The organism is Kocuria sp. WRN011 (genome assembly GCF_002295155.1).
GTDB classification, from domain to species: Bacteria; Actinomycetota; Actinomycetes; order Actinomycetales; family Micrococcaceae; genus Kocuria; species Kocuria carniphila.
In genome coordinates, this window is sequence record NZ_NSGI01000008.1 from 127400 (window position 1) to 150159 (window position 22760).

Sequence of the window (22760 nt, forward strand, 5' to 3'; positions counted from 1 at the left end):
CATGCCCCATGATGGAACGGATGACACGGGGTACCGCCCGCTCGGCGACGCGAACACCGTCGTCAACGACCTGGAAGCGCCGTGGTCCGTGACGTTCCTCGAGGACGCCCCGCTGATCAGCGAACGGGACAGCGGCCGCATTCTGGAAATCTTGCCGGACGGCGGAAGCCGGACCGTGGGGGAACAGCCTGAAGTAATGGCCGGGGGAGAATGCGGACTCTTGGGGCTGACGGCCGGCCCCAACGGTGACCTGTATTCCTACGCCACCACGGGCAACGGCAACAGAGTGACTCGGTGGACGGTCACGGGCGAGCGAGGGTCGCTGATTCTCGGCGAGAGTGAGGTCATCCTGGACGAACTCCCGTCGGCGGGCGTCCGCAACGGCGGGCGCATCAAGTTCGGACCGGACGACATGCTCTACGTCGCGGTCGGGGACGCAGGGGAGCGTGGCGAAGCCCAGGACCCGAACTCGATGGCCGGCAAGATCCTGCGCCTGATGCCGGACGGTACCGTTCCCGACGACAACCCCCACGAAAGTTCGCCCGTGTACAGCCTGGGTCACCGCAACGTGCAGGGCATCGACTGGGCAGAGGACGGCACCATGTTCGCCAGCGAGTTCGGAGCGAACACGTGGGACGAACTGAATGTGATCGAGCCCGGCGCCAACTATGGGTGGCCAGAGGTAGAAGGCATCGCGGAGCGGGACGAGTTCGTGGACCCCGTGCAGCAATGGGAGACCAGCGAGGCGAGCCCGAGCGGTATGTCACGGGTGGGGGACACGCTGTACATCGCCAACCTGCGCGGACGGGTGCTGCGCGCCGTGCCCGTTAACTCCCCGGACACCTCGACCGACTACTTTCAGGACGCGTACGGCCGCCTGCGCGATGCCGTGCCCGGACCGAACGGCGCCTTGTGGCTGCTGACCAACAACACGGATGGGCGCGGTCAACCGCAGGACGGTGATGACCGACTCCTAGAAGTGGACCTGCCCTGACTATGACCAACTCCGGCGCCCTGCAACGACGACTCGGTCTGGGCGACGCGGTCGCTATCGGTCTGGGATCAATGATCGGCGCCGGCGTGTTCGCCGCCTTTGCGCCGGCTGCCGCGGCGGCCGGTTCGGGACTGCTCATCGGCCTGGCCCTTGCGGCAGTAGTTGCCTACTGCAACGCGACCTCCTCCGCGCAACTCGCCGCGCAGTATCCAACGTCCGGCGGCACCTACGTCTACGGGCGCGAGCAACTCGGGTCGTGGGCCGGCTTCATGGCCGGTTGGTGTTTCGTGATCGGCAAGACCGCCAGCTGCGCGGCCATGGCGCTCACCTTCGCCGCGTACGCGGCGCCGGCAGGGTGGGAACGGCCCGTGGCGGCGCTCGCGGTGGCCGCATTGGTTGCGGTCAACTACTTCGGGGTCACGCGCACCGCGGGACTCACCAAGATCATCGTCTCGATCGTGCTCGTGGTCCTGGCTTTCGTGGTGGTCGCCGGATTGGTTTCCGGCGAGGCGGATGCATCCCGACTGACCGGCGACGGCGCCCCCTCCGGGTTCTACGGCATCCTGCAGTCCGCGGGGCTGCTGTTCTTCGCATTCGCCGGTTACGCGCGCATCGCCACCATGGGCGAAGAAGTCCGCGACCCGTCCCGCACCATTCCCCGTGCGATCCTCGTTGCCCTGTTCGGCGCGCTCGCGGTCTACGCGGTCATCGCGTTGGTCGCCCTCTCGACCCTGGGCGCCTCACACCTCGCAACCACGACGACGCCGCTCGCGGACGTCGCCGCGGCCGGCGGCTGGGAGTGGACGAGCGTCGTCGTCCGCATTGGTGCGGCGGCCGCGGCCCTGGGGGCGTTGCTGGCGTTGATCGCCGGAATTGGGCGCACGAGTCTGGCCATGGCCCGCAACCGTGACCTACCGGCGTGGCTGTCCGCGGTGCACCCCGTGCATAGCGTTCCGTACCGTGCGGAACTGGTTCTGGGTGCGGTGGTGATCGTTTTGGTGCTGACGATGGACCTGCGCGGGGCGATTGGTTTCTCGTCCTTCGGGGTGTTGCTGTATTACTTCGTGGCCAACGTCTCCGCCTACACCCAGGGTCGTGTGGCGCGGATGTATCCCACGATCGTGCAGATCATCGGCGCGCTGTTGTGTCTGGTGTTGGTGGCGACCTTGCCGATCGCATCCATCATCGGAGGAGTCATTCTGGTCGCCGCTGGGATCTTGTACCGGGTGGTGTTGGTGCGCCGTCGTGGATCGGAACAGAACGGGTCGTGACCACCCGCTTGAGGAGGGAACACCGCGCTTCGCGGAAGGTGACCGGAGCGGCGTCGAAAGCTGCTGTGCCGCTCGTACTCTTGCGGCGGCCGACGGAGAGGTACGTCATGCCCAATCTGGGTAGAAAACCGTAGGAGCATTTGCTAATTTTTGGATTGGAGCCCGGCAGCAGGGCTCGCGGACGAGGGAGCAGTACCCGCACCACGACAAGACTGACTCGGAAAGACGCATGTCATGGCGTGGATCATTCTTGTTCTGTCCGGAATGCTCGAAGCGGTCTGGGCGGCCGCTCTTGGAGCATCGCACGGATTCAAACGTAAAATCCCGACCCTCATTTTTGCCGTCAGCATGGCCCTCAGCATGGCCGGTCTCGCGTGGGCGATGACGTCTCTGCCGACCGGTACGGCTTACGCAGTCTGGGTAGGAATTGGCGCAACTCTCACCGTGATCTGGGGCTTCGTGAAGGGCTATGAAAGTCCAACGACCGCACGGGTGCTACTGCTCGTGCTGTTGGTCAGCTCCGTGATCGGCCTGAAGGTGGTGAGCTGACATGCCATGGATCGTGCTTCTGATCAGCGCCGTCTTTGAAGCCGTGTGGGCCACCGCGCTCGGTGAATCCAACGGCCTGAGTGAGCTCGCACCCAGCATCGTGTTCTTCGCAGCACTCGCCGTGAGCATGGCGGGACTCGGCTGGGCTGCCAAACACATTCCCATCGGAACCGCGTATGCCGTGTGGACCGGCATCGGCGCCGCGTTGACGGTGGTCTACGCGATGGCGACCGGCAGCGAGAGCGTTTCGCTCGGGAAGATCATCTTCATTTCCGGCATTATCGCCGCGGTGGTCGGTCTCAAGCTCGTGCCGAGCAAGCCCGGTAAGGCAGCGACCCCCGCACCGGGTACGGCCTCGTCGACCACTCACTGACCAACAAAAGAACCCGGTGTCACGCAGACTAGGCGTGACACCGGCTTCTTTGCTGACCTCGCGCGGGCCTTATCCGCGTTCGTTGTTCTTGCGAGCCGCCTTGGAACCCAAGGTGGTGAGTACTTTCACGACCTTCGAGTTAAGGCCCGACGCCGCCTCGCGGCCTTCCCGGAGATCCGACTGTTCCGGACGTGCTCCCGGAAGCAGCCGGTTGGCAATGCCCATTGCTCGCGTGGTCAGCCCCGGTGCGAGACCGTGGACCCGATGCGCGACCTTGGGCAGCCAGCCGACCAGAACTGTGGGTTTGCCGGCCAGTACGCCGTCAACGACGATTCGGGCTGCACGTTCCGCGTTCATGGACAGCACTGGCAAAGACGCAGCGGGGCCGAACCACGCGTACTCCTTCTCCGACTGACCCGTGAAAAAGGCCCGTTCATGGGACCCGGTGCGCATGAGGCCGGGTGCGATCGTGGTGGCCGTTACCCCGGAACCAGCCAACGCCACGGCGAGGCCTTCGCTGAATCCCACGGCACCGAACTTGGCGGTCGCGTAGGGGAGCAGATGAGGCGGGGACACCAGCCCGCCGACGGAGGCCACTGTTCCGATCCGTCCGGAGCGCCTACCCCTCATGCTCGGTAGCACTGCCAGAGCGCAGTGAATCGGGCCGTACGTCATGGTGTCGATGGCGTCCCGGAAATGTTCGAGGGTGACGGCTTCGAGCGGGCCGGTCTGGATGATCCCGGCCACGGTGATGAGAACGTCAATGGGGCCCAGATCTCGTTCGACGTCGTGCACCAGGCCTTGGACCGCCTCGGTATCGCGAACGTCGCAGACGTAGTCCTTGACTGTGCCGTGTTCGGACAGCTGGTCACGAGCGCGAGCGAGCTCGGCGTCGTCTCTCGCTGCGATGGCCACGGCAAAACCACGGTCCAGGAGTTCGCGGCTGACGAGCAGACCGAGTCCTCGCGATCCGCCGGGCACGAGTGCAGTCTTCAGTGTGCTTACCATTGGGCCAGTCTATGGGAGCCGACCGATCATGTAAGGACTTCGCTCACAGGGAACTTTCGCTGAGGTGTTGCAAAGGCGACTGATGATCAGTAAACTGATCGTAATGCGTGCACTTACTTGGCAAGGCCTCGGCGACGTCCGAGTCGAATCCGTTCCCGACCCCGTCATCCAGCACCCCAAGGATGCAATCGTCCGGGTCACCTCCACTGCGATCTGCGGTTCGGACCTGCATCTCTACGGAGTGCTGGGCCCGTATCTCTCGCCCGGCGATGTACTTGGTCACGAGTTCATGGGCATCGTGGAAGAAGTAGGGGAGCAGGTCACCAACCTCAAACCGGGGGACCGCGTGGTGGTCCCCTTCACCATTGGGTGCGGCGAATGCTGGATGTGCGACCGTGGGCTTTACGCACAGTGCGAGACCACTCAGGTGAAGTCCAAGAACAAGGGCGCCATGCTGTTCGGCTTCTCGTCCCTCTACGGCTCCGTACCCGGTGGCCAGGCAGAAATGGTGCGTGTTCCCCACGCAGACTTCGGGCCGGTCAAGCTTCCCGAGACGTACTCCGATGAGCGGTTCCTCTACCTCAGCGACATCCTGCCCACCGCGTGGCAGGGCGTGAAGTGGGCCAATGTGGGCCCCGGTGACACCTTGGCCGTCATTGGTCTGGGGCCTGTGGGCCAGATGGCCGTTCGTTCCGCCAAGCACATGGGCGTGGATCGGATCATTGGCGTGGATCTCGTGGACGAGCGCCTCGAACTGGCCCAGTCATGGGGCGTTGAAACCGTGGACCGGCGTACAGTCAAGGACATTGCCGCAACACTTCAAGAAATGACGGACGGCAGGGGGCCGGACGGCGTCGTCGATGCCGTGGGCATGGAAGCGCACGGTAACCCCATCTCCGAAAAAATCATCGCCGGGGCTGCAAGACTCCCTAAGCCACTGGGTCGTGCGGCAATCGAGAATGTTGGCATCGACCGGCTCGAGGTGTTGCACACCGCGATCAATGCGGTGCGGCGCGGCGGTACCGTGTCGCTGTCGGGCGTGTACGGGGGCATGGCTGATCCCATGCCTCTGATGACCATGTTCGACAAGGGCATCACCATGCGCATGGGGCAATGTCACGTGAAGCAGTGGACCGATGACCTCTTAGCCATTGCCTCCGAACCCGATGACACTTTGGGCCTGGATCACTTCGCAACTCACAGGGTGTCCCTGGAGGATGCCCCCGAGGCCTACAAGATGTTCCAGGAGAAGAGCGACGGGTGCATCAAGGTGGTGCTCAAGCCGTAAACGGGATCAGTTCCGCTGTGCTGTCGGTGCGGGCTGGATGTTGAACATCCAGTCCGTGCCGAAGCGGTCCACCACCATGCCGAAGGCCCCGCCCCACGGTGCGTCGACCAGCGGCTGTGTCACAGTCCCGTCCGAGGATAGGCCGTCCCAAAAACTGCGGAGGGCTGCCTCATCGGTTCCGGTGAGCGCCAGCGAGACATTGGACTCGGTGTGTGCCGGTTCTGCATCCTCGAAACCGTCCGAGGCCATCAGGGTGAGGTGGTCCGTGTCGAGCTGCGCGTGCATGATCCTTTCGGCGTCCGGACCGAGCAGGTCAGACTGCATCTCACCCATTGTGGTCATCGTCAGCTGCCCGCCGAAGACACCGTGGTAGAACTCCATGGCCTCCTTGGCTTTGCCGTGGAAACGGAGATACGGGTTGAGCTTGAAAGACATGGGAACTCCTGACTGCTGGAGGTAGCTACGGGGATCGGCGATGCTCGCGGCCCCCACCGCCATGTGTGCCTTGAGTCTAACCGGCACAATTTCAGCCGCGCAGAATGCATTTCAGAATCAGCAGGGTCCGTAGAACTGGATGTTCCTCAACTGAATGAATTGCACGCCGTAGTAGGAGCCGCGCTGTCCATAAGTGACCGTGGTGGGGAACTTCGTGAAAGAGAAGTTATCGGTGACCTTCGTGGATGCAGACACCTGGTTATTACCGGTCACGTAAAAAGTCGTGCCGCTCGTCGCGTTCAAGCCGGTGTTCGTGCCCCCGGTCCGCGTGGCGGAACTGGAGAACGTCACCTGGTCCCAGTACTGCCGCCAGTTCGCGGGTGTGACACCGGTGGCTTGAGAGCTGATATCGACCACGGTCATTGAACCTCCGCCAATACTCTCACTGGGAATGGTCTGGCCGGTCCTCTGGTCGGTGATGGTGAAGTTGACGGTTTGAGAGGAACTCGTCCTCGTGGCCGAGCAAGTGTTTGCTCCCGTTGCGTACTGTGCCAGCATGAGGCCGTTTTGCTGGAAACTAGAGTTGATCGTGCTGTCGGAACCGCAACTTGACGACGCACCTCGAGCGAACATGTCGTTGGTCATGTTGACGGGCGTGCCTGTGGTGCCATTCATGGTGCTTGAAGCCGTAAAGGTGAGGACACGACCTGTCCTCTGATTTCTGGCTACGTAAGTTTGCGTGCCCGACGTCGTGTTTACAGAGGACATGTCAACCGTGTACAAACAATCGGGCGGAGACGCCGCGAACGCCGGGGCCGCACTCGCGGCAATGATAGTGGGCGTGGCCCACGCGACACCCTTGGCAATCGATCTGCGTGAGATCTGCGGTTCAGTCTGCGTGTTCATGCTCTCCCTCATGTAAGCGCTTTAGGGGACAAATGTCCCCAACTACATATTCAACACGCTAGAAGCGGGATTTGGCCACTCCCAAGACGCCAGTGACCACATGGCCTGGGTGGCCGCGTTTATAACGTTCGAGTGAGCACGAGCGACGTCGGTTCAGGCGACGATCAGACAGGCAACCACGAAGACCATTTGGACCAGAACTCGTAAGGACAGCTTCATGCTGGATAGACCCGTGTTGTTCTGAGCGGCCCGAATGTTGGCCGGGAACATCGCCACGAAGAGCAGAGCCAGAGAGATGGCCGCGACAGTTCGAGTCACGGGTACATGGAGTCCGATGGCGCCAAGTATCTCCAGGACGCCGGTAAACGTTACCCACACTCTCGGGCGCCCCAGTGCCCACGGAACCATCTCGATCAGAGCATTCCGGCGAGGCTGAAAAAAGTGCGCGCTCGCGGTGAAAAGCAGCATGACGGATAGCCCGACAGCCAGGGCGTTAGGCCATGCGAAGAGGTATTCCACGTCGAAGAGAATGCCGAACTGACGCGCGCCGATAGTTGTGAGGACGAGCACGATTAATGGGAACAACGGACTTGTTCCTTTCTCGGCGAGACGCGCGAGTGCGAGTCTCGAGGCGCCGTCGTCAGCTGGATAGCAGACCTGCCATACGGAGCAGAGCGGGGAGAAACACCAGGATGCTCCCGAGCATCAGGGGCGCGCCGAGAATGCCCAGCACGACCGCGAAAGTCCTCAGGCTGGTTCGTCGTTTGTAGGAGACGGCGAGAATCCCGAATCCGGTGCCTGCCGCACTGAATGCGAGCACATAGCCCACTGAGCCGAGAGTGAGCTTGGACGGGTCTCCCATTATTCCGACCAGCATGGTGATGATTTGAACGAGGCTGCCCACAACGTAAATACCGATGGTGGCGAAGGCCGCCCAGAGCGTCATGCCGACAAGCGTGGCCGTGCGGGCTGAACGGGGCTGCCGTATGGCGAGTAGTGCAACGGCGATGCCCAGAACTTTGACGGCCACGACGTACCAGTTCACAACGGACAGGGCGGCGGCGTCGGCTGCATGGGGGCCTTGGGCGAAGTAGTCACTGGATTCGAACCAAATGTTGATGACTGCGAACGCTGCGCACCAGAGGGCGATGAGAATACCAATGACTTTGATGAACGGTGTTGCGGGTGGTGCCAAGGGCTTGAGAGCGGCTATCGAGACAGGTCCCATGACGGGTCCTTCCGCAAGGCAGTAATGAGTGAGCGTAAGAGCCGCTTACTGGAATGAATAATCTAGAGCATAGATTCTAGATGTTTGGTTCGTCAAGGGGTACGCTTGCGCCATGGCCTTGGCAAAATTCACTACTGACGGCATTTTGGACGCCGCTGCGGAGGAAGTTCGCAATCACGGGTCAGCAGTGCGAATCGCCAGCATCGCCGCCAGAGTGGGCGCGCCGACCGGGTCGATCTATCACCGCTTCGGTTCCCGAGAAGAGTTGTTGGTCCATTTGTGGCTCCGAAGTGTGCGCCGCTTTCACGAGGTATATCTGGCGGCCGGGCGCAGCGAGGACCCGGAGAAGGCCCTCCTGGGAATGGCTGAGAGCGTGGTGACTTTCACTCGCGATCATCCGCAGGATGCGGCATCGATGGCGCTGTTCCGGCAAAAACGGTTGGTTGAGAACACCCCGGACTCTTGCAGGGAGGCGGTTGCTCACATCAACGACGAGATCCATGAACGATTGAGTGAACTCGCTCAGCTTCGATACGGACGAGTCACGGAAAAACGCAGGCAACTCGTCAGGATCGCCGCCGCAGACGGGCCCTATGGTTTCGTGCGTCCTTACTTGTGGGACACCGTTCCCGAATGGCTACCCGCCGTGGTCGTTGCCAGTTCTACCGCGGTATTGGCACTCGGGGACTGAGCCTGATGGCCGCCGTGATCGTCCTTTTGGCAACCATCTTCAATACGGTGGTGATCACGGTCATCGCCCGGAGATTGCTGGGAGTTGCGGTGGGATGGCCTCGAACCCTGTTCCTCTCAGCGATAGCCACCCTCGCGGCTTTCTCACCTTTGGGGCAAATCCTGGAATGGATCGGCATCCAAACCGTGGAGAACGGCGTGACCCACCCGCTCGCCGCGACCATGGTGGCCTTACTCTACGGGGCCTGGGTGTTGGTGTTCCTGATCAGCATCCTGGCAGTTGCCGAGGCAGTGTTCCCAACCGGGTCGGTAGCAGGGCCCGTTGAATTGATCCGGGGGTTGCCCGGTTGGTTACGCCGTGTTCGGCGGTATCTGAGCATCCTCGGCATTGCGGCTCGCCACGGCTTGATCCGTTTCCTTTCACGCTCTGCTCCGGCCGTGGCGGGAGGCTCGAGGACCCGGCGTGACACCGCCACCTCACTGAGGGAGGCACTGACCGAGGGTGGCGTGACCTTCATCAAGCTCGGTCAGTCGTTGGCGTCCAGACCGGACCTGCTGCCTCGGCGGTATATCGAAGAACTTTCGCGCTTGCACAGCCAGGTCCCCCAGAACCATGGCCGGCGGTTCACCGCACTCTCCGCGAGGAGTTAGGCAGAGAACCGGGCGAGGTATTCGCAGACGTCGATCCGCTGCCCCTGGCGGCGGCCTCCGTGGGACAAGTGCACACCGCAACTCTTGTGAGCGGGGAACCGGTGGTCGTCAAGATTCAACGGACGGGAGCCCATGGCCTGGTTCGCAGTGACCTGGACATCATCAACCATCTGGCCGCACTGACTGAGCGCCGCGCCGCGTGGGCACGCAGGTTGGGAACAAAAGACCTGGCCGCTGGTTTCCACCGCTCCCTCGACGAAGAACTTGACTACCGAGTCGAACTCCACAATCTGACGACGCTGCGCGGGAGTGACATGGTGGTCATTCCCAGGGCTTTTCCGGACCAGTCAACCCATCGCGTCCTGACCATGGAACAACTCCATGGCGTTCCCCTCACGAGTGCGGCACAGGAGATCGCCGACCTGAGCCCCGAAATCAGAGTCGAGTTGGCGGAGTCGCTCGTCGACGTGGTGATGCAACAGATTTTCGTGGATGGCATCTTTCACGCGGACCTCCATGGCGGCAACGTCCTGCTCTTGACAGATGGGCGTCTCGGGCTCCTCGATTTCGGGTCTGTGGGCCGCATGGACCGAGGACTGCGGACTGCTTTGGTGTCGCTACTGCTGTCCATCAACCGGCAGGACGGCGCCGCGGCGGCAAAACGACTCACAGCGCTGCTGGAAGCACCCGAAGACATGAACATGGCATTGTTGAAACGCCAGATGGCCGACCTGGTCATGAGAGTCGGGGGTATCCCCGTTGATGAATTGCTGGGGCAACTTTTCACCATCGCTCTCGACCATCGACTGCGTGTTCCACCGCCGCTTGCCGCGGCGTTTCGTGCGATCAGTTCGTTGGAAGGCACTCTGCGGCTCCTCAGCCCCTCTATCGATGTGGTCGGCTTGGTACGTGATCGTGCTGGAATTGTGGTGCGCGCTGGATTCAATCGGGAGAATCTGGTCGAACAAGCACACGAGCAACTCGTCACCGTGGCCAGCTTGGCGCAAGGGTTGCCCGAACACGTACGGTCCATCATTGATCGTGTCGATCGACCGAACCTCGGGGTGCGGATGAGCCTGGTTTCGGACACGCACGGCGAGCGGTTTCTCAGTGGGCTGGTCCAGCAACTCGTGCTGGCCGTACTCACGGCGACATTCGCAGCATGTGGCACGGCTCTGGTGCTCAGCGACATGGGGCCATTGTTAGCACCGCGGCTACAACTCGTGACCTATGCGGGTCTCGTCCTGCTCCTCTTCGCTTTCACGCTCGGCAGCAGACTCATCGCGTTGGCATTCCGCGGTCGCTACGAAACGGCAGAGGCACTGATCCATGACCGCTAACACACCGGGCGTCCGTGGTTCAGGGGAGCCGTGATCTCCCAAGAACTCGAGCGTGAGGGCTAGGGTTGCACCATGACGACACTAAGTTTGGTTACTTCCGCTCCTCGCAAGGGCGTTGACCTCGCTATCCGCGGGTACCAGCGGTATCTGTCTCCGCGTAAGGGATTCAGCTGCGCCTACCTCGTGGCTCGAGGCCAAGACTCCTGCTCAGGGGTGATCCGAAACATCATTGCCGAGCGCGGGGTGATGCGCGGTGTTGTCCCGACCATGATCCAGTTCGCCGCGTGCTATCAAGCCGCGATGATGCTCGGGAGGGAGCGCCCCCGAGTAAACGGCGTCTGCTGCTGCGGAGGCATCCCCATTCCGATCCGGTTCTAAATACGTAGCGTCGTAGACAACAATCCGGCCGCGATCCTGGACTATGGGCGTATTGGATTCAAGGCCACTGGACAGCGTGATCCCGTCCGCGACAATCAATACGAGATCCGGATGACCAAATCGCTGTGAAGAAAAGATGGTCGAAAAATCTTCTGAGGAGGATGTCGAAAACCGTATTGGTCATTCGACATAGGTGTGCACAGCATCTCACCAACAATCAACAGGAGTGATCACGATGCCGCGATTCATGGGATTCGTCAGGATGGAAGAGAACATTGGAACACCTCCGCAGGCGTTGTTCGACGCAATGGATGAACACATCGGCGAACGGGTGGCCAACGGCGTGTTTCTCGACGGGGGTGGGCTGTACGGCACGGAGGATGCGGTGAACTTCGTCGTGCGGAACGGCGAGATCAGCCGGGTCGGCGGGCCGTACGCGGAAGTCAAAGAGGTTGTCGGTGGTTGGTCCATCCTGCAATACGACTCGCTTGAGGAAGCAGTGGCCGATCAGGAGAAGTTCGCTGAGCTGCACGCGAAGTACTGGCCCGAGGTCACCGTCATCACTACCATGCGCCAGATCTCCACAGGCCCGGAGGAATCCGGCGACTGACTCGCCTTCATTACACTGGCCTCATGGCGGAGAAAGCCGTCCCCGACAACCCCATTGAGGCCGTCCATACCGCGTGGCGGGCTGATTCGGCCCGCCTCGTCGGCGCTCTCACCAGGATGACCCGCGACGTGGAGCTTGCAGCCGACTTCGTACAGGACGCCTTGGTGGCTGCACTGGAACAGTGGCCTGCAATGGGTGTCCCGGACAACCCCACAGCCTGGTTGATGACCACGGCAAAGCGGCGAGGCATCGATCACTTCAGGCGAGCAGAGGCACTCAACCGCAAGGTCAGCGAACTCGAACACGCCCCGCCTGGGGAGGACGATATGACCGACCTCGAAAGTGCCGTGGATTTCATCGAGGACGATGTCCTGAGGCTGATGTTCTTGTGCTGCCATCCCAAGCTCAGCCCCGCTTCTAGGGCGGCATTGACACTGCGCTTGGTCGGCGGCCTCACGACAAGCGAAATCGCCCGGGGCTTCCTGACCACGGAAACCGCCATGGGCCAGCGCATCTCTCGTGCGAAGAAGTCACTGTCCAACGCCGGCGCAGACTTCGAGTTGCCCACAGGTGAGGCACCCGCACAACGACTTGGTGACGTCATGGCCGTGATCTATCTGGTCTTCAATGAGGGATATTCGGCAACTGCCGGTGAGGACTGGATGCGACCAGCACTGGCCACGGAAGCCCTGAGGCTGGCGCGCTTATTGAGCTCGGTTGCTCGTGACGAGCCCGAAGTCCTCGGACTGCAAGCGCTCCTCGAGCTTCAGGCCTCCCGGTTCGCGGCCCGTCTCGACGACCACGGGGAGCCCGTGCTCCTGGAATCTCAGGATCGAACACGATGGGACCAGTCGATGATCCAGCGAGGTTTAGTAGCTCTGCAGCAGGCCGAACACCTTGCGGCCACGGGACAACCCGTGGGGCAGTATTTCCTCCAGGCTGCGATCGCAGCGCAGCACGCCAGGTCAGAACACGCCGAGAACACGAATTGGCGCCGAATCGCCATGCTGTACGATCTCTTGGCCGGCGCCGCTCCGGGGCCGACCATCGAGGTCAACCGGGCCGTCGCCTATGGACGGGCGTTCGGTCCGGAGGCCGGCATGGCCGTGCTCGACGCACTTGATTCTGCAGCGCTCCGTGATTCGCCACTCGTCCCGAGCGTGCGCGCAGATCTCTTCGAACGGTCTGGGCAGCACAGGATGGCCAGTGAGACGTTCGCGGAGGCAGCAAAGTTGTCCAGGAATGCGAGCGAACGAGCCGTCCTGCGCCGTCGGGCGGCAGAGAATCTGGCGCAGTCCCGGCATTCCCACTAACACCGTCCATGATGTAGCGCGGGATGAGGATGTGGAACGTGCCCGGCAAGTGCCCACATGGTCGCCACCTCGAGTAGAGAGCCGCACCGGACAACGAGAACGAGGTCCGAACTCATCGTCATGACACTGTCCTGACGAAAGTTCGGACCTCGTTATACGGGGTGAACGACGGGGGTTGAACCCGCGACCTCCTGGACCACAACCAGGCGCTCTGCCAACTGAGCTACGCCCACCATGTAACCCGTCACGAGGTGTGACACCTGCGCGGGCAACGACGACCACTATAGCGCAAAGTTTGCGTTAACTCCGCATCGGGCACGCGACGCGGAGGGGAGTGGTCAGGAGTTTCCGGAACGCGTCCGGGAAGCATTGATCAACGCCGCAACTTTACGAGCGTCGTCGGAACTGGGACCGGGTTCCGCAGCGAACAGGATCTGCCGGTAGTAGCGCAGCTCGTCAATGGAATCTTCGATGTCACCCAGGGCGCGGTGGTTGCCGGTCTTCTCCGGTGCCTGGAAATAGGCTCGCGGGTACCAGCGGCGTGCAAGTTCTTTGATGGTGGAGACATCGATCACGCGGTAGTGCAGGTGATCCACAAGGTTGGGCATGTCTCGCGTGAGGAACGTCTTGTCGGTGCCCACGGAGTTACCGCCCAGAGGCGCCTTGCGGGGTTCGGGGACCCATTCCTTGATGTAATCGAGAACCTCGGCCTCGGCCTCTTCCATTCCGAGGCCTTGGGGCAGCTCGGGCAGCAGGCCGGAGGTCACGTGCATGTTCCGCACAAAGTCGTTCATCTGCTCCAGCGCGGCGTCGCTCGGCTTGATGACCACGTCCACGCCGTTGCCCAGGACGTTCAGTTCATCGTCCGTCACGAGCGCGGCCACCTCGATCAAGGCGTCGTCGGACAGGGACAGGCCCGTCATCTCGCAGTCGATCCACACGATTCTCTGATTAGAAATAGACACGTCCTCTAACTTACCGCGCCGGAGCCCCCGGCGCGTGCGCCCCCCGCATCGCGATAGGATTCAGGCCGACGCCGTTCCGGGGCCTTTCGCAGGTCTGCCCGCGCGGCGGCGTCGGTAGGGTGAGACACAAGACTGAGCGACGGGCAATCTGGAGGCAATGCGGTGGAGAGCAACCCCGAGGCTGCTGGCCGTCCCGAATCTGGCCCGCACCCGGGCACGGTTCTGGCCACCCGCCAGGGATCCGCCTACACCTCCCAGTCCCCGCTGCGCACCGTGATCATGGGAACTCTGGGCTCCCTCATGGTGCTGGCCGGTTCCCTGGGCGTGGGCTGGCTCGCGAGTGTTTCCCCACTGCGGCAGAACCCGCTGATCATCTGGATGCGCTATGAAACCGGCGGGGTAGTCCTCTCCATCCTGTTGCTGGCCATTGGCAGCATGATCATGGTGCGCGAGTGGCTGCGCCTGGGTCAGAAACTCAATAAATGGAGAAACGGAACCGGTAAGTGGGTCCTCACGGCCATTACGGCGTGGTCGGCGCCCCTGTTGTTCGCCGTCCCTCTGTTCAGTCGCGATGTGTATTCGTACATCGGTCAGGGCCGCGTGATGCAGAGTGGGCTGAACCCCTACGAGTACGGTGTGTCGACCATCGAGAACTTTTTCCAGCTGGGCGCGGACCAGCTGTGGGCAGAGTCTCCGCCACCGTACGGCCCCGTGTTCCTGTGGCTCGAACAGCTCGTGGTGATGATCACCAACGCGAGCCCGGACGCCTCGGTCCTGCTGTTCCGCGCCATGTGCGTGGTCTCCGTGATCGCGTGTATGTGGGTGATCCCTCGGCTGGCCCGGCTGCACGGCGTCAACCCAGCCCGAGCCCTGTGGCTGTCCGTGGCTAACCCGCTGTTTCTCACCAACTTCATTGCGGCCGTCCACAACGACGCCATCATGGTCGCTCTCGCCCTGTTCGGCATCTACGCGGCAGCCATCCAACGTAACTGGAAGGGCGGGATGATCGGCGCCACGCTCGTGACACTGTCGATCGGTATCAAGCCCATCACGCTCGTGTTCCTACCGTTCATCGGACTGCTCTGGGCCGGGCGCAGTGCGTCGTGGCCGCGCCGGTTCTATATCTGGACGCTCACGCTGGCCTACTCATTGGCGTTGTTGGGGATCATGGGCCTGATCAACGGCTTCGGCTTCGACTGGGTAGCGGCCCTGTCCACGCCGGGCACGGTGTTCATCTGGTACGCACCCATCGGACTCATCGGGTTCTTCGCGATGATCATCGGAGATTCACTCACCGCCAACGGGCGGGTCTGGATGGATGTCGTCCACACCATCGGCACCGTCCTGTCCGCATTAATCGTCCTGATCCTGATGTTCGTGGGCCGGGATGCCAAGATCTTCCGCCGCCTGGCCTGGGCCTTCGCCGCGCTCGTCCTGCTGGCCCCCATGATCCAGGCCTGGTACGTCGTGTGGCTGATCCCGCTGTTCGCCATCACCGGCATCCGCAGCGACTGGCAGCTGGACACCCTGTTCTTCCTGACGGCCTTCTTCACCATCTACGCCGTGGCCGACCAGCTGGACGTGTTCCCGTACCTCGATCTGAGCTTGATCTCCGCCCGTGTCATTTCCGCCATCGTGGCGCTGACCTTCGGCGTCTACCTCTGGTTCTTCGACCCCGCGACCAAACGCCTGTTCCGTTCCCGCTATCGCACGGACATGCGCACCACGATCATCTAGCGAGTTCGTCACGCACCGTCGGACCACGCACGACGACGCCGCGGCGTCACCACCCGCCCGGCCGCGCCCCCGGCTACCAGCCGCGAACCAGGCCCATGAGGTCGACCGGCGCGGCGGCGTCGTCGAACTCGGCATGACGAGCAATCCGGAAACGAAAAGGCCCCGACCAACTCACGTTGATCGGGGCCGAATTCGTTCACCGCTGAGTCAGCGGATCACACGCCGTAGTAGAGCTCGAACTCGAGGGGGTGGGGCACCAGCGAGAGCGGCTTGAGCTCGTTCTCACGCTTGTATTCGATCCAGGTCTCGATGAGGTCCTCGGTGAACACGTCACCGGCGAGCAAGAACTCGTGATCCTCCTCGAGTGCCACCAGGGCCTCCTCAAGAGTGGCCGGGGCCTTCTTGATGTCCTTGGCCTCCTCCGGGGGAAGCTCGTAGAGGTCCTTGTCGATCGGATCCGCGGGCTCGATGCGGTTACGGATACCGTCCAGACCGGCCATCAGCTGAGCAGCGAAGGCCAGGTACGGGTTGCAGGAGGGGTCCGGTGCGCGGAACTCCAGGCGCTTGGCCTTGGGGTTGGTGCCCGTGATGGGGATACGGATACCGGCGGAGCGGTTGCCCTGCGAGTACACCATGTTGACCGGTGCCTCGTAGCCCTTGACCAGGCGGCGGTAGGAGTTGACCGTGGGGTTCGTGAACGCCAGCACTGCGGAGGAGTGCTCCAGCAGACCGCCGATGTACCAACGTGCCACGTCAGAGAGGCCCGCGTAGCCCTTCTCGTCGTAGAACAGGGGCTCGCCGCCCTTCCACAGGGACTGGTGGCAGTGCATGCCGGAGCCGTTGTCGTTGTAGACGGGCTTGGGCATGAACGTCACGGTCTTGCCGAACATGTCCGCGGTGTTCTTGATGACGTACTTGAACTTCAGCAGGTCGTCAGCGGCGGCAGTCAGGGTGGAGAAACGGTAGTTGATCTCCGCCTGGCCCGGTGCGCCCACCTCGTGGTGGGAACGCTCCACGAACAAACCGACCTCGTCCAGAGCAACACACATGGCGTCACGCAGGTCGGCCTGCTTGTCCACGGGGGAGACCGGGAAGTAGCCGCCCTTGGTGTGGGTCTTGTTGGCCAGGTTGCCGCCCTCTTCCTTGCGGCCGGAATTCCAGGGAGCCTCTTCCGAATCGATCTTGTAGAAGGTGCTCTCCGGGGAAACCTGGAACCGAGCGTCGTCGAAGACGAAGAACTCGGCCTCGGAGGCGAAGTTCGCGGTGTCCGCGATGCCGGTGGAGTTCAGGTAGGCCTCGGCACGCTCTGCCACGCCGCGGGGATCGCGGTGGTAGGGCTCGCCGGTGCGGGGGTTCACGATGGAGCAGGTGACCACCAAGGTCTTCTCCACGCGGTAGGGATCCACGAAAGCGGACGTGGGATCCGGAATCAGCTGCATGTCCGATTCAGCAATTCCCTGGAAGCCTCGGATGGAGGAACCGTCGAACAACTGTCCGTCGGTGAAGAAATCGTTGTCCACCGACTTGGCGGGCAGGTTGAAGTGCTGCTGCACACCCGGCATATCGGTGAATCGGAGGTCGACGAAAACGACTTCCTCATCCTTGATGTAGGCGAGGACTTCCTCGGCTGACTGGAACATGGACCTGTTCTCCTTCTGTATGGGCGTCCCGATCAGCGACAGTGTCACCCTGGGGTGATCACCGCGCTCGGTTCTGATGTCCATCCTAAGAACCTGGCATTGCCCGTCCGTGACACCAATGTTTCGACCATGTAACACGTTCAAGGGCACACGCGCACATGGCCGACCTGGAATCCCGGACAACACCGACCGGTCGGTACATCCTCAGTCTACTGGGCTTGGCACGTCCAATACCGGAAGGGCAGATAGGCTGAGAGCATGATTTCACGGCAGGATCTGGGTTCTTGGCTCGAAGGTGGCCCCTCGCGCACCAATGAATATCCGGGGGAGCGGCTGGGCAGGCCCATTGACGGCCCCGCGTCGGTGGCACGCTTCGTGCCGCGGTTCTTCGCGCTGTGCCTCGACTGGCTCCTGGCCATGGTCATTGCCAACCTGTTCCTGACCCAGTGGAACCAGAACGGGCTCATGAACCTCGCCGTGCTGTTCGTCCTCAATGTGCTGTTGGTCGGTGCCTTCGGCCGCACCATTGGTCATTGGCTCATGGGGCTGCAGGTACAGACGATGAATGGCCGCCCCGCCGGTTTCGGCAAAGCGGCCATTCGGTCGTTGTTGCTGTGTCTGGTGATCCCCCCGGTCATTTACGACCAGGATCAGCGCGGGCTCCACGATCGGGCCGTGGGCACCATTCTGGTGAAGGTTCGCTGACCGTCGCCAGCTGACGGCGCATCACCCCGGGGCGGTTTAGCGCCCGCGCATGGCCTTGCGGTCCGGGCGGGCCTTCATGGGGTCAATGCCCTTGGGAATCGGCAAGCGGTTCTGCAGCGTGTTCAGACGCTTGTAGACCACGTGCACTTCCTGCTTGGTCAGGGTCTTGTCGAGCTTCTTCAGGTGCTTGGCGAGTTTGCTCAGCGGAACCTGGCTCTCACCGTTACCCGACTTCACCACGTGAATCGGTACGTTCTGGATCACGGGACCAATGCGGCGACGTTCCTTTTTGACCAGCTTGTCCACGCGGTTCACGGGACCCTCGGTCACGAACACCACGCCGGGGCGACCCACCACGCGGAACAGCAGATCCTTGGACTTGGGATCCATGGCGGCGGGTTCTTCCTCAATGATCCAGCCGCGCTTGAGAGTGGACAGGGCAGCGCCGGCTGCACCGGGCTGGCCGTCGATCCGGGAGAAGGCAGCACGTTCGGCTCGCCTCGACAGCAGGATCACCGCGGCCAGAATGCCGAACGGAATACCGATCAACAGCCACGTGAGCCAGTTGTTGAGCAGCACACCGATGAGCAGGAACACCAGCAGCACACCGAGACCCAGCAGGATCATCCAGAGCAGGATGTTGGGTTCCCGCTCCTTGGTCATCTGGAAGACTTGCTTCATCTGGGCGAAAATGCCCGGACCCTTCGCCGCTTTGCGCTTGCGCCTATCCTCGCGCTTGCGTTCGCGCTCGGCAGCACGGGCTGTGGATGAGGTGCTAGGTGACACTTTTGTTCCTCGCGATTGCTGGTAGGGGATTGCGGCCATTCTAACCGCTGGCAGGTGCCCGTGACGCGTTCTCGGGCAGCGCCGGACACAGGACGACGACGCCGCCCGGCCGGGCGGCGTCGTCGTACCGGGAGAGCGGGCTCAGCTCAGGCGGGCGACCAGGGAGGAAGCCTCCTGGCTGGCCGAACCCGAATCGTCGATGTGGGACAGGTGCTCGGGGATCTCGCGGCCCATCTTCTTCATGGCGCGAGCCCACAGCTTGCCGGCGCGGTAGGACGAACGCACCATGGGACCGGCCATCACACCCAGGAAACCGATCTCCTCGGCCTGCTTGGAGAAGTCGACGAACTGCTGCGGGGTCACCCAGCGCTCGATGGGGTGGAAAGTGGGGCCTGGACGCAGGTACTGGGTGAGGGTGATGATGTCGCAACCGGCGTCGTGCAGATCGCACAGGGCTTCGTAGACTTCCTCGTCCGTCTCGCCCATACCCAGGATCAGGTTGGACTTCACGATCATCCCGTTCTCCTTGCCCTGCGTGAGGACATCCAGGGAACGCTCGTAGGAGAACGCGGGGCGGATCTGCTTGAAGATCCGCGGCACAGTTTCCAGGTTGTGCGCGAAAACCTCGGGCTGGGCGTCGATGACCTGCTGAACGGCGTCCGGCTGACCCTTGAAATCAGGAATCAGGATCTCGACGCCGGTGGAGGGATTGAGCTCGTGGATCTGACGAATGGTTTCCGCGTTCAGCCATGCGCCGCCGTCCAGGAGATCGTCGCGGGCCACCGAGGTCACGGTTGCGTAGCGCAGGTTCAGATCAAGGACGGACTCGGCAACCTTACGGGGCTCGGAAGCGTCGAGCATGCCGGGCTTGCCGGTAGCGATATCGCAGAAGTCGCAACGACGGGTGCAGGTGTCGCCGCCGATCAGGAACGTGGCCTCGCGATCTTCCCAGCATTCGTAGATGTTGGGACAACCGGCTTCTTCGCACACCGTGTGCAGCCCGCGGCCGCGCGCCATGGACTTCAGTTCCTGGAACTGCGGGCCCATCTTGGCGGTGTTCTTGAGCCAATTGGGCTTCTTCTCGATCGGAACAGACGCGTTGCGCTGTTCAACACGCAGCAGCTTGCGGCCTTCGGGCGCGATGGTCATACGTACTCCTCGCTTGTGGCGCTCGGTTGTGCCTGACGCGGTGGTGCAGGCAAGTCACTGTCCTCCAGCTTAGGAGACCAGAGAGTCCAGGGTTAGGGGTGTTGCGGGTGAGTCGGGCTCGAACGGGGCGCAGAGGTCCAATTCGCGGGCCGCCAGCTCCTGCTCCATGCGTTCAACAACGTCAGCGGGGTTGATCTGATTCCCCGTTTCCTTGCTGATGGAGGTCACGCCGGCATCGGTGATGCCGCACGGAATGAAGTTGCCGAAGGGCAACAGGTCGTTGGAACAGTTGAGCGCGAACCCGTGCATGGTCACACGCTTGGAGACCTGCAGGCCGATGGCGGAGATTTTGCGGTCCGGTCCTCGATCATCGGCGGGCACCCACGCCCCGGATCTGCCCTCCACAGTGGTGGCTTCGACCCCGAAATCCTTGACCACGGCGATGATGATTTCTTCCAGGACGCGTACTACCTTGACCACGTCCAGGGGGATGGGCAGTCGCATGATGGGGTAGCCGATGAGCATTCCGGGACCGTGATAGGTGAGTTTCCCACCTCGGCCGATGGGGACCACTTCGGTACCGTCCCGGGGGTATTCGTGCTGCTCAGTGCGGCGACCGGCCGTATAGACGGGGTTGTGTTCGAGCAACATCACGGTGTTACCGCGTTCACCGCCCACGATCTGGTCGTGGACCTCTTGCTGCAGTTGCAGGCAGGAACGGTAGTCCACGAAGTTCGGGTCGAACCCCATGCGTTCGAAGTGCAAAGCCATTCGGTTAGTTTATCCCTTGTACCAGCCTGTGGATAACGTGAGCGGGCCCGGGCGGTTTGGGTGCACAGTGGGCTCATGAGCGCACCAGAGAAACGGACCCGAGCCCAGGAACGGCTCTTGGCCGCCCAACGGCCGCCTGCTGAGCGAGCACGGTCGCGCGTCCCGGATTCACAGGGTTCATCATCCGAGACAACGACCGGCGGCGACAGCTTGGCAGATTCACCGGGCGCGGACGGACCGGAGGCTTTCTTGGAATCCCACGACCGTGCAGCCGCTCACTCCGAGGGGTTGGAACTGGTCGGCCACCTGGGAACGGGGAGGGGGACCCGTACGTGGCTCGCGAAAGAAGAATTCAGCCGCGAGAAGTTCACGGTCACGTTCGCGACGGGTACCGCGAGGGAAGAGCGTGAGGCGCAACAGCGCTCCATGTCCCGAGTGGCCGAGTTCTGGGCCGGTAATCCACATCCTCACTTGGTGCCGGTGCGTGGAATCATAGGCAACTCTGACTGTGCAGAGGCGTTGGTGTCCGGCCACGTGACCGGAATCTCCCTGGCCCGCAGAATCGCCCAGGACGGACGGGTGCCTCCAGCCGAGATCTCTCCGATCCTCACCGCGGCGGCCAAAGGGTTGGCCGCCCTGCACGATCAGGGGTGGGTGCACGGCACCTTGAGTCAACACAACATCCTGCTTGGTCCGGACCGGGAGGTGTGGTTGGACGGTTACGGGGTGCCTGCGACCACTGATGTGCGCTCTGATCCTGATCTGCCAGCTGTGGTGTCGTGGGGCCACGATGACCGGCCCGAGATGCTGGACCGCGGTGTTGCGCGAATCCCGGCGGATGACGTCAAAGCATTGGCCACCCTCGCATGGGTGGCTTTGACGGGTAGGGTGCCGGGTTCGGATTCTCACCGGGTGCCGTTGACCCTCGTGTGTCCCGCCGCGCCCAGGGGCCTGGTGCTCATGCTGGAGGCCGCACTCAATGATGACCCCGAACCTAGACCCACCGCCCATGAATTCGCCACGGGCATCGCGGCCATTCCGGCTGCCAGAACCGCGCCCAGGACAGCCCGCCCGTCAACCCCGCAGATCATTCGAGCGGACGGCACCGAAGTGAGGCTGGGACGGGCCTGGCGACCGAGATCACGCCGTGGATCGAGTTCCAGTACGGCTTCCGCGGTTGAAGGGCGCTCCTGGCGGCGACCACTGGTTCTGGCACTGGCTGCCACCGCCGTGGTCGGATGCGCGTGGTTCGGGGTCGCCGAACTTACCGGGGGAGAGACATCCCCCGTGGCGACCGAGCGGGAGGTTTCGGGGGCTGACGCCGGTGCCGGTGCTGAATCGCCGGGGGCCGCGGAGGAAGCGGCGCGCCGCCTTGTTTCCTCGCGTGCCCATGCATTGGCTGCGGGGGATGAGCAGGCGCTCACGGCGGTGTACGTGAAAGGCTCCGCGCTGGCAGAATCTGACAGGTCGACCATCGCCCATGCCGCTGACCAGGACGGTGGCGCCGGTGACTACTCGGTCCTCTCCGAACTGAGTATGGAAGTGGATCGCCTTGAGCCGGCGAGTGTTTCCGATGCCTCGGCAGGATCCAACGACGAACGGGATGACGAGCGGGGCAGCGAAGACGCGCAGACGTTCTACGCCGAGATCCTCACACGTGGCTGGCACGGGGAGCTCCCACCGGACTCGCACGTGGACCGCGAGGACGCCACGGTGCGCCAGAGCGTGCACATCACCGTGGCCCACACGAACCAGGGGTGGCGAATCGTGGATGTCACTCCGGTTGAACGCCAGGGATAAAGCGTGCGCATTCAGCCCGTTGCGGGCGCGGTGACTGTGGCAATCGGGCCCTTCACAGATGAGCATGGGTAGCCGGGTGCGTGGGGGCGTTTCGGAGCGCGTGTTGTGGGGTCTGGGTAGAGGTCGAGGCCTCCAGGATGGGTAGCGACCAAGCAACCTGATCCATAAAGGCC

The 22760-nt window shown here is 62.6% G+C and carries 23 protein-coding genes, 1 tRNA gene, 1 pseudogene and 1 riboswitch; of the genes and pseudogenes, 14 read left to right on the plus strand and 11 right to left on the minus strand.

All coding sequences use genetic code 11. The annotated features are described in order from the left end of the window. Window position 1 precedes the first annotated feature (1 nt). From CKW39_RS12400 to CKW39_RS12415, 4 genes are all read left to right on the plus strand, one after another. A complete protein-coding gene (locus tag CKW39_RS12400; RefSeq protein ID WP_254049404.1) occupies window positions 2-994 on the plus strand; it encodes a sorbosone dehydrogenase family protein in 993 nt (330 codons plus the stop codon). 2 nt (window positions 995-996) lie between these two features. Beyond that, window positions 997-2265 (plus strand): APC family permease, encoded by a 1269-nt coding sequence (locus tag CKW39_RS12405; RefSeq protein ID WP_095798425.1) that lies wholly within the window; start codon window positions 997-999, stop codon window positions 2263-2265. 155 nt (window positions 2266-2420) lie between these two features. Continuing rightward, a riboswitch (guanidine-III (ykkC-III) riboswitch) is annotated at window positions 2421-2487 on the plus strand. A gap of 12 nt (window positions 2488-2499) precedes the next feature. Then, window positions 2500-2814 carry a multidrug efflux SMR transporter gene (locus CKW39_RS12410; RefSeq protein WP_095798426.1) on the plus strand — a complete coding sequence of 105 codons (315 nt, stop codon included), beginning with the start codon at window positions 2500-2502 and terminating at the stop codon, window positions 2812-2814. 1 nt (window position 2815) lies between these two features. Then, window positions 2816-3187, plus strand: a complete 372-nt coding sequence (locus tag CKW39_RS12415) for a multidrug efflux SMR transporter (protein ID WP_095798427.1) — start codon at window positions 2816-2818, stop codon at window positions 3185-3187. Window positions 3188-3256: 69 nt separating this feature from the next. Here the strand turns inward: CKW39_RS12415 and CKW39_RS12420 are convergent, their stop codons facing one another. Beyond that, window positions 3257-4195: an SDR family oxidoreductase gene (locus CKW39_RS12420; protein WP_095798428.1), complete on the minus strand. Its 939-nt coding sequence runs from the start codon at window positions 4193-4195 to the stop codon at window positions 3257-3259. Between the two features lie 103 nt (window positions 4196-4298). Between CKW39_RS12420 and CKW39_RS12425 the strand changes: the two genes are divergently transcribed. Then, window positions 4299-5483 (plus strand): zinc-dependent alcohol dehydrogenase, encoded by a 1185-nt coding sequence (locus CKW39_RS12425; protein ID WP_095798461.1) that lies wholly within the window; start codon window positions 4299-4301, stop codon window positions 5481-5483. 6 nt (window positions 5484-5489) lie between these two features. Here CKW39_RS12425 and CKW39_RS12430 read toward each other — a convergent pair whose 3' ends face one another. The 4 genes from CKW39_RS12430 to CKW39_RS12455 all read right to left on the minus strand — a co-directional run bounded on the left by CKW39_RS12430 (window position 5490) and on the right by CKW39_RS12455 (window position 8052). Continuing rightward, complete coding sequence (locus tag CKW39_RS12430) at window positions 5490-5918, minus strand: VOC family protein (RefSeq protein WP_095798429.1); 429 nt, start codon at window positions 5916-5918, stop codon at window positions 5490-5492. Between the two features lie 117 nt (window positions 5919-6035). Beyond that, window positions 6036-6824 (minus strand): hypothetical protein, encoded by a 789-nt coding sequence (locus CKW39_RS15325; protein WP_143469996.1) that lies wholly within the window; start codon window positions 6822-6824, stop codon window positions 6036-6038. Between the two features lie 153 nt (window positions 6825-6977). After that, window positions 6978-7394 carry a DoxX family protein gene (locus CKW39_RS12450; protein ID WP_371514761.1) on the minus strand — a complete coding sequence of 139 codons (417 nt, stop codon included), beginning with the start codon at window positions 7392-7394 and terminating at the stop codon, window positions 6978-6980. Window positions 7395-7464: 70 nt separating this feature from the next. After that, a complete protein-coding gene (locus CKW39_RS12455) occupies window positions 7465-8052 on the minus strand; it encodes a hypothetical protein (protein WP_095798434.1) in 588 nt (195 codons plus the stop codon). 112 nt (window positions 8053-8164) lie between these two features. On the opposite strand from CKW39_RS12455, the gene CKW39_RS12460 reads away from it, so the two are divergent. From CKW39_RS12460 to CKW39_RS12485, 6 genes and pseudogenes are all read left to right on the plus strand, one after another. Beyond that, the gene (locus CKW39_RS12460) at window positions 8165-8743 is read left to right on the plus strand and encodes a TetR/AcrR family transcriptional regulator (protein ID WP_095798435.1); all 579 of its coding nucleotides are present in this window, start codon (window positions 8165-8167) and stop codon (window positions 8741-8743) included. Continuing rightward, window positions 8686-9393 carry a hypothetical protein gene (locus CKW39_RS12465; protein WP_143469997.1) on the plus strand — a complete coding sequence of 236 codons (708 nt, stop codon included), beginning with the start codon at window positions 8686-8688 and terminating at the stop codon, window positions 9391-9393. Before CKW39_RS12460 ends, CKW39_RS12465 begins: the two co-directional genes overlap by 58 nt. A gap of 11 nt (window positions 9394-9404) precedes the next feature. Continuing rightward, window positions 9405-10733, plus strand: a pseudogene (locus tag CKW39_RS12470) (ABC1 kinase family protein); the annotation flags it as partial. 72 nt (window positions 10734-10805) lie between these two features. After that, entirely contained in the window at window positions 10806-11111 is a 306-nt protein-coding gene (gene yidD, locus CKW39_RS12475; protein WP_031272760.1) for a membrane protein insertion efficiency factor YidD, read from the plus strand. 262 nt (window positions 11112-11373) lie between these two features. Then, a complete protein-coding gene (locus CKW39_RS12480; protein ID WP_254049405.1) occupies window positions 11374-11721 on the plus strand; it encodes a YciI family protein in 348 nt (115 codons plus the stop codon). Between the two features lie 23 nt (window positions 11722-11744). Continuing rightward, complete coding sequence (locus CKW39_RS12485) at window positions 11745-13034, plus strand: RNA polymerase sigma factor (RefSeq protein ID WP_095798439.1); 1290 nt, start codon at window positions 11745-11747, stop codon at window positions 13032-13034. Between the two features lie 160 nt (window positions 13035-13194). On the opposite strand, the gene CKW39_RS12490 is transcribed toward CKW39_RS12485, so the two are convergent. Beyond that, a tRNA-His gene (locus CKW39_RS12490) sits at window positions 13195-13267 on the minus strand. Window positions 13268-13372: 105 nt separating this feature from the next. Further along, window positions 13373-13999 carry an oligoribonuclease gene (gene orn, locus CKW39_RS12495; RefSeq protein WP_238663165.1) on the minus strand — a complete coding sequence of 209 codons (627 nt, stop codon included), beginning with the start codon at window positions 13997-13999 and terminating at the stop codon, window positions 13373-13375. Window positions 14000-14161: 162 nt separating this feature from the next. Here orn and mptB point away from each other — a divergent pair, with 162 nt between their 5' ends. After that, window positions 14162-15736, plus strand: coding sequence for a polyprenol phosphomannose-dependent alpha 1,6 mannosyltransferase MptB (gene mptB / locus CKW39_RS12500; protein WP_254049406.1), 1575 nt, complete (start codon window positions 14162-14164; stop codon window positions 15734-15736). 215 nt (window positions 15737-15951) lie between these two features. Here the strand turns inward: mptB and glnA are convergent, their stop codons facing one another. After that, window positions 15952-17376 (minus strand): type I glutamate--ammonia ligase, encoded by a 1425-nt coding sequence (gene glnA / locus CKW39_RS12505; RefSeq protein ID WP_095798441.1) that lies wholly within the window; start codon window positions 17374-17376, stop codon window positions 15952-15954. Window positions 17377-17634: 258 nt separating this feature from the next. On the opposite strand from glnA, the gene CKW39_RS12510 reads away from it, so the two are divergent. After that, window positions 17635-18081, plus strand: coding sequence for an RDD family protein (locus CKW39_RS12510; RefSeq protein ID WP_095798442.1), 447 nt, complete (start codon window positions 17635-17637; stop codon window positions 18079-18081). A gap of 36 nt (window positions 18082-18117) precedes the next feature. Here the strand turns inward: CKW39_RS12510 and CKW39_RS12515 are convergent, their stop codons facing one another. From CKW39_RS12515 to lipB, 3 genes are all read right to left on the minus strand, one after another. Beyond that, window positions 18118-18867 (minus strand): DUF4191 domain-containing protein, encoded by a 750-nt coding sequence (locus tag CKW39_RS12515; RefSeq protein WP_095798443.1) that lies wholly within the window; start codon window positions 18865-18867, stop codon window positions 18118-18120. A gap of 141 nt (window positions 18868-19008) precedes the next feature. Then, the gene (gene lipA / locus CKW39_RS12520) at window positions 19009-20016 is read right to left on the minus strand and encodes a lipoyl synthase (RefSeq protein ID WP_095798444.1); all 1008 of its coding nucleotides are present in this window, start codon (window positions 20014-20016) and stop codon (window positions 19009-19011) included. 69 nt (window positions 20017-20085) lie between these two features. Beyond that, entirely contained in the window at window positions 20086-20787 is a 702-nt protein-coding gene (lipB, locus tag CKW39_RS12525; protein WP_095798445.1) for a lipoyl(octanoyl) transferase LipB, read from the minus strand. 75 nt (window positions 20788-20862) lie between these two features. Between lipB and CKW39_RS12530 the strand changes: the two genes are divergently transcribed. Continuing rightward, window positions 20863-22587, plus strand: coding sequence for a protein kinase (locus CKW39_RS12530; protein ID WP_095798446.1), 1725 nt, complete (start codon window positions 20863-20865; stop codon window positions 22585-22587). The last annotated feature ends 173 nt before the right edge of the window (window positions 22588-22760 follow it).

Coding starts and splice junctions, on each gene's coding strand:
- CKW39_RS12400 (WP_254049404.1), top strand. CDS start 2: ATGCCCCATGATGGAACGGATGACACGGGGTACCGCCCGCTCGGCGAC.
- CKW39_RS12405 (WP_095798425.1), top strand. CDS start 997: ATGACCAACTCCGGCGCCCTGCAACGACGACTCGGTCTGGGCGACGCG.
- CKW39_RS12410 (WP_095798426.1), top strand. CDS start 2,500: ATGGCGTGGATCATTCTTGTTCTGTCCGGAATGCTCGAAGCGGTCTGG.
- CKW39_RS12415 (WP_095798427.1), top strand. CDS start 2,816: ATGCCATGGATCGTGCTTCTGATCAGCGCCGTCTTTGAAGCCGTGTGG.
- CKW39_RS12420 (WP_095798428.1), bottom strand. CDS start 4,195: ATGGTAAGCACACTGAAGACTGCACTCGTGCCCGGCGGATCGCGAGGA.
- CKW39_RS12425 (WP_095798461.1), top strand. CDS start 4,299: ATGCGTGCACTTACTTGGCAAGGCCTCGGCGACGTCCGAGTCGAATCC.
- CKW39_RS12430 (WP_095798429.1), bottom strand. CDS start 5,918: ATGTCTTTCAAGCTCAACCCGTATCTCCGTTTCCACGGCAAAGCCAAG.
- CKW39_RS15325 (WP_143469996.1), bottom strand. CDS start 6,824: ATGAACACGCAGACTGAACCGCAGATCTCACGCAGATCGATTGCCAAG.
- CKW39_RS12455 (WP_095798434.1), bottom strand. CDS start 8,052: ATGGGACCTGTCTCGATAGCCGCTCTCAAGCCCTTGGCACCACCCGCA.
- CKW39_RS12460 (WP_095798435.1), top strand. CDS start 8,165: ATGGCCTTGGCAAAATTCACTACTGACGGCATTTTGGACGCCGCTGCG.
- CKW39_RS12465 (WP_143469997.1), top strand. CDS start 8,686: ATGGCTACCCGCCGTGGTCGTTGCCAGTTCTACCGCGGTATTGGCACT.
- yidD (WP_031272760.1), top strand. CDS start 10,806: ATGACGACACTAAGTTTGGTTACTTCCGCTCCTCGCAAGGGCGTTGAC.
- CKW39_RS12480 (WP_254049405.1), top strand. CDS start 11,374: ATGGAAGAGAACATTGGAACACCTCCGCAGGCGTTGTTCGACGCAATG.
- CKW39_RS12485 (WP_095798439.1), top strand. CDS start 11,745: ATGGCGGAGAAAGCCGTCCCCGACAACCCCATTGAGGCCGTCCATACC.
- glnA (WP_095798441.1), bottom strand. CDS start 17,376: ATGTTCCAGTCAGCCGAGGAAGTCCTCGCCTACATCAAGGATGAGGAA.
- CKW39_RS12510 (WP_095798442.1), top strand. CDS start 17,635: ATGATTTCACGGCAGGATCTGGGTTCTTGGCTCGAAGGTGGCCCCTCG.
- lipA (WP_095798444.1), bottom strand. CDS start 20,016: ATGACCATCGCGCCCGAAGGCCGCAAGCTGCTGCGTGTTGAACAGCGC.
- lipB (WP_095798445.1), bottom strand. CDS start 20,787: ATGGCTTTGCACTTCGAACGCATGGGGTTCGACCCGAACTTCGTGGAC.
- CKW39_RS12530 (WP_095798446.1), top strand. CDS start 20,863: ATGAGCGCACCAGAGAAACGGACCCGAGCCCAGGAACGGCTCTTGGCC.